Source organism: Vibrio astriarenae (assembly GCF_010587385.1).
GTDB classification, from domain to species: domain Bacteria; phylum Pseudomonadota; class Gammaproteobacteria; order Enterobacterales; family Vibrionaceae; genus Vibrio; species Vibrio astriarenae.
In genome coordinates this window covers 843,236-857,024 of record NZ_CP047476.1, presented here as the reverse complement: position 1 = coordinate 857,024, position 13,789 = coordinate 843,236, and the positions used below count along the sequence as shown (strand labels likewise).

Sequence of the window (13,789 nt, the reverse complement as noted above, 5' to 3'; positions counted from 1 at the left end):
TTTTGCTGCATCAAGAGTACTGAACGATAATGATTAAAACATCCTTGCGCTGTCAGACATGTTGCGATATTCACGGGGTGATATACCAAACTTAGTTCGGAATTTTCTATAGAAATCACTTGTGTTAGAGAATCCAACTTCGATCGCAAGCTCATTAATACTCACATTTGTGACTTTGATCAATTCACAAAATTTGTTAAAACGGATATCACGCAATAGCGCGTTGAAGGTTTTACCACTTTCTTTCTTAATTAACTTAGAAAGGTTGTAGTTTTTCATATTAAGTTGCTCAGCAATATTGTTGAGATTTGCCTGCTGCAAGTCCTTTTCAATATGACCGATTACTTGCGCCAAAACCTTGCTTTCATGAGATTTTTTGTCGATGATCTGAGGGGTATCCTGAATCAGTTCAATAACCAATAAACCAAGAAGAAACTTGATCTTTGCTTCCATAAACCTTTCTTTATTGGTTAACTGTTCGATAATGTCATCTAACAAGCTTTCAACGGGCTGATTATCTAACGTATCGTATATCAGCGCTTTAGATGTGGAGTTTTTGAAAATGGCATCGATAAAAAAAGTAGACAGGCTGCTGCTGTCATCGATAAATTCGAAAATGTAATTGAAAAATTTTTTGTGGACGATGAAGTTGATGACAATATCATCTTTTGCCGACGGTAAGATCTCGTGAACAGCGCCTGGCCCCATAAACAGAATGTTACCTTTGTTTAGTCGGATTTTTTGCCCTTCAATATGCTGTTCAGACTTTCCCTCCAATACATAACAAAGTTCGACATAATCATGGGTGTGCGCGGGATAATGAATGTAACGTGTGTGCTTCCTGATAGAGATCATCTTGCCTTTGGCGGCAACCTTGTCAAAGGAGATCGTCGTTCGTCCTACGTCCTTGAAGATAGACATATCAATGCTGTTTTGATGGTCGAGGATTCCGCGCTCTTCAGCATTGTTGTCTTTCATGTATTCGGCAATTCTGTTCAACCCTTTATTCATCGCTAACCACCTATAGAGTTATTATTCTAATTATGTCGATGCAAATTTTGCCCTGTGAGGCATCAAAAATAGCCATTAATTGCTATTGGCAATAAATATACAATGATTATGACTTTAGTAAATCGAAACGCTGGTTCATTTGTGATCTTGCTCAAGGGATGGAAATTAAACTGGTAGGTTTATGGCTCAAGTTAACTAATTGCAGTGAACTAATTGCTGTATAGTTCTTAAATAATGTGATCTATGTTTAACTGTTTGTGTTCTGTTAATTTTTTGAGTGTGCTGATTTTGTGATCCCAGTCAAAAGATAAATTTAATTCAGACGAGATAAATATGTGATGCAGATTGCATTTTAAAGCAAGTTATTAAGAATTCTAATGCATCAGATAATAAATATATGAGTGAACAAAAGATGAATACATTAAAATGTGAAAAGGTGGCCCTATGGTAGATATCGCGGTTGTCATTGTGTACTTTGGTTTTTTAATCGCTATCGGTATGGCGTTTAAATCTTTCAGTTCGTCTACGAGTGATTACTTTCGTGGTGGCGGCAAGATGCTTTGGTGGATGGTCGGTTCTACATCATTTATGACTGCCGTAAGCGCGATGACTTTTACTGGTCATATGGGAAAGGCGTTAACCGGTGGTTTTGCGGTTGCCACAACCGTTTTTTATGCGAATGCACTAGGCTATTTATGTAACTACCTTTTCTTCGCCGCTAAAGCACGTCAGATGCGAGTAGTGACACCTTTGGAAGGTGTTCGTATGCGTCTCGGTCCTTTGAATGAACAGATATTCACTTGGGCTAATGTGCCATTAAGTGTGCTACAAGCATCCATTTGGATTAATGCTCTGGCAGTGTTCACAAGTGCGGTTATCGGTGTTCCTTTGGAACAGACCATCGTCGTCGCGGGCTGTGTCGTGCTATTTATGTCTCTTGTCGGCGGTAGTTGGGCAGTTGTAGCTTCAGACTTCATGCAAATGATCATTCTGACGACGATGACATTAGTCACAGGTGCTGTAGCAATTTGGAAATCTGGAGGTTTGATGCCACTTATGGAAGCTGGGCTCCCTGAGCAGCCATTCGTAGGTGACGGATATAACCACACTTACCTGTTTGTAGGCTGGTTCATTTTCATGTTCATTAAACAGTTCTTCAGTACAAACAACATGGTTGATTCCTATCGCTATATTTCCGCTAAAGACACCAAGAACGCGCGCAAAGCGGCGATGCTAGCAGGTACGTTAATGCTGATCGGTCCAGTTCTTTGGTTTGTTCCTGCATGGTATGTTGCTGCGCATTACCCTGACACAAGTACCTGGGGCCTTGCAGGTCTTGGTAATAAAGTAGCGGATGCAACCTACTTTATGTTTGTTAGTCGAGAAATGCCAGTCGGCATGGTAGGACTCATGCTCGCAGCGATGTTTGCGGCTACAATGTCTTCGATGGATTCGGCGCTGAACAGAAATGCAGGCATCATTCTTAAGAGTGTGTACGAACCATACTTCTGTAAGAATCATTGTGAAAAGCACCTCATTTTTGTTAGTAAGCTGCTAACTGCGATGTTTGGTATCGTAATCATCATTGCAGCGCTGTTCTTAACGTCACTGAAGGAGTTCGGTCTATTCGATTTGACTATGCTCATTAGTACGCTAATTGGCTTCCCAATTTTGATTCCTTCTATTATGTGTTTCTTCGTCCGTAAAACACCTGATTGGGCGGGATGGGGTACGGTTTTAGTGGGTATGATGGTTTCCGGTACTATTGCATTCGGAATGACTCCTGAGGTGATTGAGTCTATTCTGAACTTGGAACAACCGCTCACCTCTCGTGAGTACACTGAGATGAAGTCGGTGACCTTGGGCTTGATTGGTCACATGAGTATTACGCTTCCATTCTTTGTGCTATCTCAATATTTCTACAAAGGTCATTCTGAGCAGAGACAAAAAGAGGTTGATCAGTTCTTCTCTAACGTTGATACCGAAGTGATTGTAGAAGATACACCACAAAGTATTGCAATGGATAACCGCCAGAATGGTGTACTAGGTAAGATGGTTCTGATCGCGTCATTATTCATATTAAGCTTGACGTTAGTACCAAACCCTATGTGGGGTAGAATGCTGTTTGTTATTATCGCAGCGATTCTGGCTCTTGTTGGTGTTCTTCTAGTTAAATCTAAGCGTTCTGTAGAAACAACAACAGTCACAAAACAAGAAGTTAACGCATAAGCCGTATAAAATACTTTAAGTTGAAACCACTTCCTACGTTGGAAGTGGTTTTTTTATGAAATAAAGTTCTAATTTGCAAAAAATGACACTCTTTAGGGCAGAATCGGGCATTTTGAAAAATTTGCCTTCCGGTATTATTAAATTATCAAATCGGAGGTTGCTATGAATTATTTTCTAGCCGTAGATATAGGTGCATCTAGTGGTAGACACTTACTAGGCTCTCTACAAAATGGCAAAATCATTCTCGAAGAGATTTACAGATTTACTAATAAGTTGTCAGAAGAAGATGGTCAGCTATGTTGGGATTTAGAGTCACTATTTTCTCATGTTCTATTAGGTCTTGAAGAGTGTACGAGGCTAAATAAAATCCCGAAGAGTATTGGTATTGATACTTGGGGTGTTGATTATGTTTTACTTGATAACCAAGATAATATAATTGGTAATACGGTTTCTTATCGTGATGAACGCACAAAAGGCATAATGGAATCGATATGCGATCAGGTCGGTTGTAAAGAGATTTACAATAAAACTGGTATTCAGTTCATGAGCTTTAATACGTTATATCAACTGAGTTCAATGGATCGTGAAGATAAAAATCGCGCTGAGTCTTTCCTTATGATTCCTGATTACCTTAACTTCCTACTGACTGGTGAGAAGGTTAATGAGTATTCAAATGCTACGACAACTCAGATGTTTAATGTAAACAGTGACCAATGGGACAAAGACCTCCTTGAAGTTGCTGGTGTAAAGCCCGATATTTTTGGCAAGGCTCAACTCCCTGGACACTGTATTGGACGCCTCAAAGACAGCATTGTAGAGAAGATCGGTTTTGATTGTGAAGTCGTACTGCCGGCGACTCATGATACTGGTTCAGCGTTCATCGCAAGTGTATTCGATATCGAAGAAGAAGGGGTAATTCTAAGCTCTGGGACTTGGTCGCTATTAGGTAAGGAAGTAGAAAAGCCTATCGTTTCAGATATGTCTAGAAATAACAATTTTACCAATGAAGGTGGATACAATAAACGATTCCGCTTCTTAAAAAACATTATGGGTCTATGGATTATTCAAGAGGTATCTAGAATTCTTGATTACAGGTATTCATACGCAGAGTTGGCTCAAATGGCGAGAGAGTCCAAAGACTTTACTTCGGTAATTGACGTAAACAATGAACGGTTTTTTGTTAGTGAAAACATGATCGAAGAAATCGTCGATTATTGTAAAGAGACAGGTCAGCCGTATCCAACTGAAATAGGGGAGATTTGCATTTGTGTTTACCGCAGTCTTGCTAAGTGCTACTCGGAATTTATCAATGAAATGGTTGAGGTTACAGGTAAAAAGATTAGCAAGATTAATATCATTGGTGGTGGAAGTAAGAACGAGCTTCTCAATGAATTAATTGCAGAAGAGACAGGAAAAGAAATTGTAGTTGGTCCAGTAGAGGCTACAGGTATGGGTAATATCATGGTTCAGATGTTATCAATGGGTGAGATTAATAGTTTAGAAACAGCGAAAAGCTACGTGAAGAATAGTATATAAGTAGGAATGATCATGCAAAACACTTTGAAAGATAGATATGAATTAAGCAAGTCCCTATATGCAAAATGGGGGATTGATGTAGATGCTGTTTTAGAAAAGCTAAAAAACGTTAAGGTATCTATTCACTGCTGGCAAGGTGACGATGTCACTGGCTTTGAAGAAGCACGCCACGAGTTGTCTGGCGGTATTTCTGCAACAGGTAGCTACCCAGGAAAAGCAACAAATGCTCAAGAGCTGCGAGCTGACTTAGATAAAGCGTTGAGTTTAATTCCTGGTACGCACAAGATTAACCTTCATGCGCTTTACGCGGAAACACATGGTGAAGTGGTAGAACGTGATGAGTTAAAGCCAGAGCATTTTGCAGGCTGGGTAGAGTGGGCTAAAGAGCGTGGTTTAGGTCTAGATTTTAACCCAAGCCTATTCTCACACCCTAAAGCAAGTGATGGCTTGACGCTTTCTCACCCAGATAAAGAAGTGCGCGATTTTTGGGTTAAACACTGTATCGCTTCACGAAAAATCGGTGAATACCTAGGCAAAGAACTCGATCAAACCTGTTTGACTAATATCTGGATTCCAGATGGTTACAAGGACACTCCAAGCAATCGCTTTGAGCCTCGTCAGCGCCTTAAAGAGTCTTTAGACGAAATTTTCGCGGTAGAAGTTGATGAGAAGTACAACAAAGATTCAGTTGAATCGAAAGTATTTGGCATTGGTGTAGAGTCATACACAGTAGGTTCTCATGAGTTCTACATGGGCTACGCGATTGCTAACAATAAATTGTGTTTGCTTGACAACGGCCACTACCACCCTACTGAGTCTGTTGCAGATAAGATTTCATCAATGTTGCTTTACCAAGACGAATTAGCGCTACACGTGACTCGCCCAGTACGTTGGGATAGCGACCACGTAGTAACGTTCAATGATGAAGTGAAGGAAATCGCTAAAGAGCTTGTTCGCACTGACAGCTTAGATAAAGTCTACCTAGGTTTAGACTTTTTCGATGCGAGCATCAACCGTGTAGCTGCATGGGTATTAGGTACACGTAATATGCAAAAAGCGCTGCTAGAAGCGATGCTGATGCCAAATGACAAGTTAACTCAGCTTCAAAATGAAGGTGACTTTACTCAACGTTTGGTTCTTATGGAAGAGCTGAAGACATATCCACTAGGTGACATTTGGAACTACTTCTGTGAAATCAATGACGTTCCGGCGAACGAAGATTGGTTTAGAGCGGTTGAGATTTACGAAGAAGACGTTTTGCTTAAGCGAGGTCAGTAATGGAACAGTTAGCATTTGTTAAAGAATTCACAAAAACAACTCAAGATGCATGGCTAAAAGGCTGGCATGAGCGCAATGGCGGTAATTTGTCTTACCGACTTACTGACTCTGAAGTGCAAGAAGCGCGTCCTTTTTTCTCTGAGTCTGACGCTTGGATTGATATTGGTGTTGCAGTACCAAACCTTGCTAATCAGTATTTTATGGTGACAGGAAGCGGCAAGTACTTTCGAAATGTAGAGGTTTGCATCGAAGAGAACGCTGGTGTTATCCAGGTTTCACAGGATGGCACTCAGTACAAAGTATTATGGGGATTAACCAATAATGCTAAGCCGACAAGTGAGCTGCCAGCTCACCTCATGAATCATTCGGTTAAGTATGATGTCACCGGTGGTCAGCACCGTGTGGTGATGCACTCACATACAACGAATCTCATTGCCCTTACGTTTGTGCTACCGCTTGAAGCAGAGACGTTCACTCGTGAATTGTGGGAGATGGCAACGGAGTGTCCAGTTGTCTTCCCTGCTGGTGTCGGTATTGTTCCTTGGATGGTACCTGGTGGCAAAGCGATTGCTGAGCATACCAGTGAGCTTATGAAAAAGTATGATGTAGCGATTTGGGCTCACCACGGCACTTTCTGTTCGGCTGAAGACTTGAGTTTAGCCTTTGGTCTGATGGATACAGTAGAGAAAGCAGCAGAGATCCTCGTGAAAGTACTCGCTATGGGTGGCAAACGTCAGACGATTCAACCTCAAGAGTTTAAAGAGCTAGAGTCTGCATTTAACGTAAAACTCAATGAGAAAGTGCTGGCTTAAGGAGGCGTTAAGTGATTAGAAAAGCGTTTAAACTCAAAGTCAATGAAGGGCAATTTGAAGAATATAAATTGCGTCATGACAATGTGTTTCCAGAGTTAGTGCAAGAGCTTAAGTCCGCAGGGGCAAAAAATTACTCTATTTTTCTAGACGATGAAACCGGTTGCCTATTTGGGTATGTGGAGTTAGACTCTGTTGAAAAATGGAACGACGTTTCAAAATCTGAGGCGTGTCAGAAGTGGTGGAAGTACATGGATGATATTATGGATACGAATCCAGATATGAGTCCTAAGTCTACCGAGCTACGAGAGATGTTTTATCTTGCGTAGTGATTTGATTGCTAGAGAAGAAACGCAGAAAGTATCAAGAGGAAATTATGAAGAAGCCTAACATTATTGTTATTTTTAGTGACCAACAGCGTTGGGACACTTTAGGCTGTTACGGTCAAGAGTTACCTGTTACTCCGAATCTAGATGAGCTTGCTCGAGATGGTGTGATGTTCGAGAACGCATTTACCGTCAACCCTGTATGTGGTCCAACGCGTTCTACGATGCAGACGGGTCTGTATCCTACAGAGACAGGCTGTTTTAGAAATGACATCATTTTACCTGAAGATAAAAAAACAGTCGCACACTTCTTATCTGATGAAGGGTACAGTGTAGGTTATGTCGGTAAGTGGCACTTAGCATCAAACAATACTGCCCATGAAGGGTTTGTCGTTGCCGCTCCCACTGAAAGTTCTGGTGAGACGATCGACAACTGCTTTACAGCGATTCCAAAACAGTATCGTGGTGGCTACAAAGATTTCTGGGTAGCTTCAGATATTTTGGAAGGTACGTCGCATGGCTACGGTGGCCATATGTTTGATATTGATGGCAATAAAGTCAGCTGGGATGAAGATGTGTATCGCGCAGACTTCCTAACTGATTTGACGACGGACTACATTAAAAACTTCGAAGAAGAAAAGCCGTTTTTCTTATTCCTTTCTTACCTTGAACCTCATCATCAAAATGACAGAAAAACCTATGAAGGCCCTCATGGCTCGAAAGAGAAGTGGAGTGACTTCAAAGTTCCTGGTGATTTAGCGCCGTTTGTAAATGGTGATTGGGCGGAAGAGTACCCAGATTACTTGGGTTGTTGTCATAACCTGGACGAAAACGTAGGTAAGATTCGTCAAGCCGTTAAGGACAAGGGACTTGATGATAATACAGTTATCGTTTATTTGAGCGATCACGGTTCGCACTTTAAGACCCGAAATGGTGAGTACAAGCGTTCGTGTCATGATTCTTCTATCCGTATTCCGTTTGTGATTTATGATCCACGCGCAAAAGCGGGTCAGGTGATTGATGATCATGCGAGTATTATTGATGTCGTTCCGACACTCCTTAAAGCCGCTGGAATCAAGGTCCCAAGTTACATGCAAGGACAACCATTGCAGGATCTGTATCTAGATCAAGCTACAAAAGAGAACGTGAGCTTTATCCAAATCAGTGAATCTCAAGTAGGTCGTGCGATTCGTACTGACCAGTGGACTTACTCAGTATCTGCGCCAGATCAGAGCGGTCTGTTGGAAAAAGATAGTGATGTCTATCAAGAAGAGTTTTTGTATAACCTGGCTGAAGACCCGAATCAGCTAGAAAACTTGATTGCAAACTCAGATCTTAATGACGTGAAAGCAACACTTAAGCAACTTTTGTTGGACGAGATTTACAGAATAGAGGGTACTCGCCCAGAAATTATAGAAGCTTAATTTTCCCCCAGTGTAAACCAGCATAGGCATTAGCCATAGTTTGAGTCTTAACAAGAGTAGGGGCTTAAACTATGGCAAGTGCAAAGGAGTTCTTATGAGCGTACAAGGCGACGAAAAAACGAGAAAGCGAATTCAAAAAATCAATTGCTTGCGTGAGTTAACGAGAAAGAAACGTAAAACCGAGTTTCGAGAACAGGCATCTCAGCAAATTAATATAGCAAGAGAGATTAAATACGCTTCAGTTAGATAATGACAACAATAATGCTGTAAAAGGTCCAAATACAAAGATGTATTTGGACCTTTTTTCATTTATGCACAGCAGCGTTTGTATTTGTTGCCGCTACCACAAGGGCACAAGGCATTGCGGCTTACCTTTTGATTTGGTTGTTGCTCGGTCTGGTAGTTCATAATAAGTGCAGGCGACTGTCCATTCTTAATGAGCTTCGCCATAAATGCCATAGCATGCTGGCTATGATCAAAAAAGCGATAGTAGCCTTCACATAGGAAATTGTGGTCTAGTTTTCCGGTGGGGCCAGGTAAGAAACGATGTTTTGGGCAACCGCCGTGACAAGCAAAACGATAACGACAAGATTGGCATTTGCTATTGAGTAGTTGCGATTTATTCATACCGAACTCAATCGCTTCTGCGCTGTTATTCATCGTTGTAATGTCCGTGCTGTGGATGTTCCCCAGCTTGTACTCCGGATAGACATAGTGGTCACACTGGTAAAGGTCACCATTCGCTTCTATTGCGAAAGCATGCCCACATCGTGGCGCAAAAACACAGATTGGGCTTGGCTGTCCTACCCAAGTCGATAAGGTAGCATCGAACTGCTGAACGAATATTTGGCCAACATCATTTTTTACCCAATAGTCGAATATCTTATTCAGAAACTGACCGTATTCTTTGGGTTTGACTGACCACTTGGTGACTTTTCCGTGTTTTTCGTCTGGGTTGACTAACCAGGTATCGTCATTGTTTATATCTGAAGCTTCTCTTTCGACAAGGGGGATAAATTGGATAAAGTTTGACCCAATGCTCTTTAGATATTGATAGGTTCTTAAGGGGTGTTTGACGTTCTTGTCATTGACTACAGTGAGTGTATTGAACTCGACGTTGTGTTGCTTCAGTAATTTTATCGCTTTGAGTACTTTATCATGTGTCCCTCGACCACTGGTATTGGTTCTATATGCGTCATGAAGATCTTCAGGTCCATCGATAGAAACGCCAATGAGAAAGTTGTTGTTTTTGAATAGTTCGCACCATTCATCGTTGATAACGATACCGTTGGTTTGAAAGGCATGTGAGATGGTTTTATGGCTGCCATATTTTTCACAAAGTTCGATGACTTTTTTATAGAAATCGATGCCCAATAAAGTCGGCTCTCCGCCTTGCCATGCGAATTGAACGTTTTCGCCACTCTGAGCCTCAATGTATTGCTGAATGAAGACTTCGAGGGTTTCTTCGTTCATTCTCCAGTTTTTCTGTCTTTCTGGGTATAGTTTTTCTTTCTCAAGATAAAAGCAGTATTCACAGTCGATGTTACACACCGAGCCTGATGGTTTTGCCATGACATGACAGTTGGTTATTGAGTTCATTTGTTATCCTATGAAATGACTTTACCTAGCATTGTCCAGACGTATGCCAAGGCGAGTAAAAATATTATCGTTGAAACAAAGAGTTTGGCGAGATCCGTGCGCCATAGGGTACAAGCACAGGCTAAAAGCATAGCGAAAATACTTGTAACACAGATGATAAGGTTCGGGTGCGCAAGAGCGAATCGGAACAATACGATACCAATGCCAAACAGAACAAGTTGTGTTCTCAACCAGGAAAGAGCCGTTCGCTCCTTTTGGAGTCCATTGACCTGATTCATATGGTGATAGCCAAGGATATGGTGATGGTGAGAATTAAAAGTATTGCACTCATGAGTTTCATGTTTGAAGTGTAGCGAAGCTCCTTGTTGTGCCTCATCGCTTGCTCGTTGAGAGACCATCGACGATAGGCATAGATAGCGACCAAACCAGAGCAGACGCATAAGAAACATGAAATGATCAAACGTATGGTTGGATTGGCTAAGTCAGGTGTTAACTGATCTAGGGCTATTGCTCCTGCGAGCAGCGCAAGTGAAGTTCTGATCCAAGCGAGGTAGGTTCGTTCATTTGCGAGTGAAAAACGATAGTCTGGCGCGGTGCCTTCATCTCTCCATCTTTTGCTTTTTTTAGAGTACAGTTTTTTCACAAAGTACTTTCCTTTGGTTTGTTTCGATAGCGGTCAAGTTTATTGAGATCTAAAGGGTGGGGTTTGCGGTGTTGCTTACACAACACACCGGACTCTTTGAGTGATTTGCAAAAGCGGATGACCGTTGTTACATCAGTTGCACTGTATTCACTGATCTCTCGATAGGTCCATGGATACTGGGGGTAATAGGTGAAAAAATGGTGTATCGTATCAATAATTCGATTTTTAGCGTTGAAGGCACTGAACTGCACCAAGCGTTTTTCTGCCTCGCCTAACTCTTGACAGACTTCGATTGCTAGATCCCTTGCAAGCTCTGGTGACAAGTGTTGCAAAGATTCAAAGTCTTTGACCACAACTTTTCGTACTTTACTCGCTTCCATTGCTCGAGATGTTGCTGGGTAACGTTGACCAGTAAATAGAGAGCGATAGCCAAAGAAAGAACCTGGACCATAAAGCCTAAGAAGTGACTCTTTACCAGTATCGGCTACTTGATACAGCCCAATAAAACCTTCTTCCACGTAGTAAAAGCCACAAGATTCAGTGTTACTTATATAGACAGGTTCTCTTTTTGTGACATTGATCAAACTTGCTGTGCTGCATAACGAATACTGAGATATTGGTTTCATCGACTAACTATGGCCTCCCTTATTAATAGATTTATTGTACTGGAAATAAATCATTGTAAATATGATCAAAGCCATAAATTAAAAACATGGTGGTACGATAGACTAAATTTATTGAAATAATGTTTTGTTTGTCTTTGGTGAGGGTTGGGATGAGTGTTTTTGAGTTGTTAATGAGTGTATGGTCGTCAGATGGCGTATTACTAAAATTAGTACTTGGAAGTATCTTCGGCCTATGCCTAGGGCTGACAGGTGTCGGTGGAGGTGTTCTACTGATTCCGATGTTACAACTTTTTTGTGGCATGTCCCCAGTTCTTGCCGTAGGAACAGCCAGCATGATTTCTGCCATGGTGAAAATCAACGCGTCGTTTCTTCATATTAAGGCGAGGAATGTTTCTTGGAAGAAGATCATCTTATTGTTCGTTGGAGCGGTTCCAGTCACACTATTGGTCACCCAAGTCGTTGTTTACTTTAATGCACATCCTTTTTACTCAGACGTTACTCAAACAACGATAGCTTGGTTGGTGACTATCGTAATGGTGGGGTCATTGATATCAGTGTTTTCTAAATACAGAAGCAACAAAAGTGGTACAGACCTTTCCTCTGATGCTAAACCCAATGCTAAAAAAGCGATCATGTCTGGAATGTTTTGCGGTTCAGTTTTGGGATCAACTGGAGTCGGTGGAGGGGTTCTACTGCTGCCGGTGCTCAACAGTGTCCTCCAAGTAGATATCAAGAAGGCAATAGGGTCTTCGGTTGTACTAGCACTATTTTTGTCTGCAATCGCAGCTGTGGGTTATGCCAGTGGCGGTCAGTCAGATATCCATACAGCGATACTGTTTTTTGTTGGTTCATTTATCGGTGTACCGATCGCAGCTCAATTAATGAAGCGTATGTCAGAAAGTCATGTTTATCTGGTGACCATGTTAGTGATATCGGTAAGTTTATTCTCTTATATCACATTGTAAATTTTAATCAGAATTGTGTCGGGTTTAATCAGTAACTTTAGTTATTGTCGTTAAATACCCCATGGCTAAAGCGTTTGTACGACATGGTTCTATGTTGTGATTTGAAGTTTTTAATTATAATTGTTTAGGGAAAATGATATGGCTTTTACTTTAGCACTTCCAAAAATTAATATTTCTGGTGAAGAGGCAATCAAGGAGTTTGTGGCGCTTTTAGCAAGCAAGGACAGTGGACATGGGTTCATTATTGCCGATCAAGCTCTCGAGCAGCTCGGTCTACTTGAACCATTACTTAAAGAGTTAGACCAGAATCAACTCGTTTTTAGTTGTTTTACAGATACGGTCCCAAACCCAACGGTTAGCGTCGTCAATAGTGCTTTTGAAGCGTTTCAGGCTTCAGGTGCTGATTACATTATCGGTTTTGGTGGTGGTAGCGCTATTGATACAGCGAAAGCAGTTAAGATTCTAACAGCAAACCCGAAGCCAATTACACTTTATACTGGTGTTGGTCATGTGAAGAACCCAGGTGTACCTCTTTATGCAATCAATACGACTGCTGGCACTGCGGCTGAGGTGACTAGCAACGCTGTGATTACTGATGAAGCAACAAAGGTGAAATGTGTCATCATTGACAGCAACATCATTCCAGATGCTTCAGTGAATGATCCTTCAATCATGCTAGGCTTGCCTGCTGATGTTACCGCTGCAACCGGAATGGATGCACTCACTCATGCAATTGAAGCGTATGTTTCTGTTGGTGCGCATACTTTAACTGACCATTCAGCATTAGAATCTGTTCGTGTTATTAGTAAATACCTCCCTCACGCGGTAGAAGATGGATCAAACTTCGAAGCTCGAGAAATGATGGCGTTAGGGCAGTTTTTAGCAGGTATGGCATTCAACAGTGCAGGTTTGGGAATGGTACATGCTATGGCACATCCTGCCGGCGCGCACAAAAACTTGCCACATGGTGTTTGTAATGCAATTTTGTTGCCTATTGTATGTGAGTTCAATCGTCCTTACCGCGTAGAAAAATTTGCAAATTTGGCATCAGCTTTGGGTTGCAGAACCGAAGGGTTGTCGCAAGAACAAGCGAGTTTAGAGGCTGTTAGAGCTATTCGTGAACTTAGTGAAAGAGTCGGTATTCCAAAAGGTTTCGCAGAATTTGGTGTCACTAAGCAGGATGTTGAATCATGGGTAGAGAGCGCATTAGCCGATCCATGTGCTGGTGGAAATCCAGTGGCAATGACGGCAGATGATGTACTTAATTTGTACGTTGAGTCTTTAGGCTCATAATTATCCGTAAGGTCACTCAATGACTTACTAAAGAAATTGAGCGACAAATC

14 protein-coding genes are annotated in these 13,789 nt (G+C 41.5%); 9 read left to right on the top strand and 5 right to left on the bottom strand.

What is annotated here, in order from left to right:
• Nucleotides 1-33: 33 nt before the first annotated feature.
• On the bottom strand, nucleotides 34-1,011 hold the full coding sequence (locus tag GT360_RS18175) for an AraC family transcriptional regulator (protein ID WP_164650370.1): 978 nt from the start codon (nucleotides 1,009-1,011) through the stop codon (nucleotides 34-36).
• Nucleotides 1,012-1,455: 444 nt separating this feature from the next.
• Between GT360_RS18175 and GT360_RS18170 the strand changes: the two genes are divergently transcribed.
• The 7 genes from GT360_RS18170 (at nucleotide 1,456) to GT360_RS18140 (ending at nucleotide 8,863) form a co-directional block, all read left to right on the top strand.
• Nucleotides 1,456-3,240, top strand: coding sequence for a sodium:solute symporter family transporter (locus GT360_RS18170; RefSeq protein ID WP_164650369.1), 1,785 nt, complete (start codon nucleotides 1,456-1,458; stop codon nucleotides 3,238-3,240).
• A 162-nt stretch (nucleotides 3,241-3,402) separates the two neighbouring features.
• Entirely contained in the window at nucleotides 3,403-4,776 is a 1,374-nt protein-coding gene (gene rhaB, locus GT360_RS18165; RefSeq protein WP_164650368.1) for a rhamnulokinase, read from the top strand.
• Nucleotides 4,777-4,788: 12 nt separating this feature from the next.
• On the top strand, nucleotides 4,789-6,054 hold the full coding sequence (gene rhaA, locus GT360_RS18160; protein WP_164650367.1) for an L-rhamnose isomerase: 1,266 nt from the start codon (nucleotides 4,789-4,791) through the stop codon (nucleotides 6,052-6,054).
• A complete protein-coding gene (rhaD, locus tag GT360_RS18155) occupies nucleotides 6,054-6,866 on the top strand; it encodes a rhamnulose-1-phosphate aldolase (protein WP_164650366.1) in 813 nt (270 codons plus the stop codon). The genes rhaA and rhaD overlap by 1 nt, the downstream gene beginning before the upstream one ends.
• An 11-nt stretch (nucleotides 6,867-6,877) precedes the next feature.
• The gene (gene rhaM / locus GT360_RS18150) at nucleotides 6,878-7,192 is read left to right on the top strand and encodes an L-rhamnose mutarotase (protein WP_164650365.1); all 315 of its coding nucleotides are present in this window, start codon (nucleotides 6,878-6,880) and stop codon (nucleotides 7,190-7,192) included.
• A 47-nt stretch (nucleotides 7,193-7,239) separates the two neighbouring features.
• On the top strand, nucleotides 7,240-8,613 hold the full coding sequence (locus GT360_RS18145; RefSeq protein WP_164650364.1) for a sulfatase family protein: 1,374 nt from the start codon (nucleotides 7,240-7,242) through the stop codon (nucleotides 8,611-8,613).
• Nucleotides 8,614-8,707: 94 nt separating this feature from the next.
• Nucleotides 8,708-8,863: a hypothetical protein gene (locus GT360_RS18140; RefSeq protein WP_164650363.1), complete on the top strand. Its 156-nt coding sequence runs from the start codon at nucleotides 8,708-8,710 to the stop codon at nucleotides 8,861-8,863.
• A 59-nt stretch (nucleotides 8,864-8,922) separates the two neighbouring features.
• On the opposite strand, the gene GT360_RS18135 is transcribed toward GT360_RS18140, so the two are convergent.
• From GT360_RS18135 to GT360_RS18120, 4 genes are read right to left on the bottom strand one after another with little or no spacing between them, the layout of a single operon-like run.
• The gene (locus tag GT360_RS18135; protein WP_164650362.1) at nucleotides 8,923-10,212 is read right to left on the bottom strand and encodes an anaerobic sulfatase maturase; all 1,290 of its coding nucleotides are present in this window, start codon (nucleotides 10,210-10,212) and stop codon (nucleotides 8,923-8,925) included.
• A gap of 8 nt (nucleotides 10,213-10,220) precedes the next feature.
• On the bottom strand, nucleotides 10,221-10,490 hold the full coding sequence (locus tag GT360_RS22090; RefSeq protein WP_164650361.1) for a DUF202 domain-containing protein: 270 nt from the start codon (nucleotides 10,488-10,490) through the stop codon (nucleotides 10,221-10,223).
• Nucleotides 10,487-10,855 carry a YidH family protein gene (locus GT360_RS18125; protein ID WP_420825449.1) on the bottom strand — a complete coding sequence of 123 codons (369 nt, stop codon included), beginning with the start codon at nucleotides 10,853-10,855 and terminating at the stop codon, nucleotides 10,487-10,489. Before GT360_RS18125 ends, GT360_RS22090 begins: the two co-directional genes overlap by 4 nt.
• Nucleotides 10,852-11,481 carry a Crp/Fnr family transcriptional regulator gene (locus GT360_RS18120; protein ID WP_164650360.1) on the bottom strand — a complete coding sequence of 210 codons (630 nt, stop codon included), beginning with the start codon at nucleotides 11,479-11,481 and terminating at the stop codon, nucleotides 10,852-10,854. The genes GT360_RS18125 and GT360_RS18120 overlap by 4 nt, the downstream gene beginning before the upstream one ends.
• Nucleotides 11,482-11,651: 170 nt before the next feature.
• On the opposite strand from GT360_RS18120, the gene GT360_RS18115 reads away from it, so the two are divergent.
• Together GT360_RS18115 and GT360_RS18110 are read left to right on the top strand one after the other, a co-directional pair.
• Nucleotides 11,652-12,446, top strand: a complete 795-nt coding sequence (locus tag GT360_RS18115) for a sulfite exporter TauE/SafE family protein (protein ID WP_164650359.1) — start codon at nucleotides 11,652-11,654, stop codon at nucleotides 12,444-12,446.
• Nucleotides 12,447-12,584: 138 nt separating this feature from the next.
• Complete coding sequence (locus GT360_RS18110) at nucleotides 12,585-13,739, top strand: iron-containing alcohol dehydrogenase (RefSeq protein ID WP_164650358.1); 1,155 nt, start codon at nucleotides 12,585-12,587, stop codon at nucleotides 13,737-13,739.
• Nucleotides 13,740-13,789: the final 50 nt, after the last annotated feature.

Excerpts from the sequence above, each read along its gene's own strand:
- GT360_RS18175 (WP_164650370.1), bottom strand. The coding sequence starts at position 1,011 with ATGAATAAAGGGTTGAACAGAATTGCCGAATACATGAAAGACAACAAT.
- GT360_RS18170 (WP_164650369.1), top strand. The coding sequence starts at position 1,456 with ATGGTAGATATCGCGGTTGTCATTGTGTACTTTGGTTTTTTAATCGCT.
- rhaB (WP_164650368.1), top strand. The coding sequence starts at position 3,403 with ATGAATTATTTTCTAGCCGTAGATATAGGTGCATCTAGTGGTAGACAC.
- rhaA (WP_164650367.1), top strand. The coding sequence starts at position 4,789 with ATGCAAAACACTTTGAAAGATAGATATGAATTAAGCAAGTCCCTATAT.
- rhaD (WP_164650366.1), top strand. The coding sequence starts at position 6,054 with ATGGAACAGTTAGCATTTGTTAAAGAATTCACAAAAACAACTCAAGAT.
- GT360_RS18145 (WP_164650364.1), top strand. The coding sequence starts at position 7,240 with ATGAAGAAGCCTAACATTATTGTTATTTTTAGTGACCAACAGCGTTGG.
- GT360_RS18140 (WP_164650363.1), top strand. The coding sequence starts at position 8,708 with ATGAGCGTACAAGGCGACGAAAAAACGAGAAAGCGAATTCAAAAAATC.
- GT360_RS18135 (WP_164650362.1), bottom strand. The coding sequence starts at position 10,212 with ATGAACTCAATAACCAACTGTCATGTCATGGCAAAACCATCAGGCTCG.
- GT360_RS22090 (WP_164650361.1), bottom strand. The coding sequence starts at position 10,490 with ATGAATCAGGTCAATGGACTCCAAAAGGAGCGAACGGCTCTTTCCTGG.
- GT360_RS18120 (WP_164650360.1), bottom strand. The coding sequence starts at position 11,481 with ATGAAACCAATATCTCAGTATTCGTTATGCAGCACAGCAAGTTTGATC.
- GT360_RS18115 (WP_164650359.1), top strand. The coding sequence starts at position 11,652 with ATGAGTGTATGGTCGTCAGATGGCGTATTACTAAAATTAGTACTTGGA.
- GT360_RS18110 (WP_164650358.1), top strand. The coding sequence starts at position 12,585 with ATGGCTTTTACTTTAGCACTTCCAAAAATTAATATTTCTGGTGAAGAG.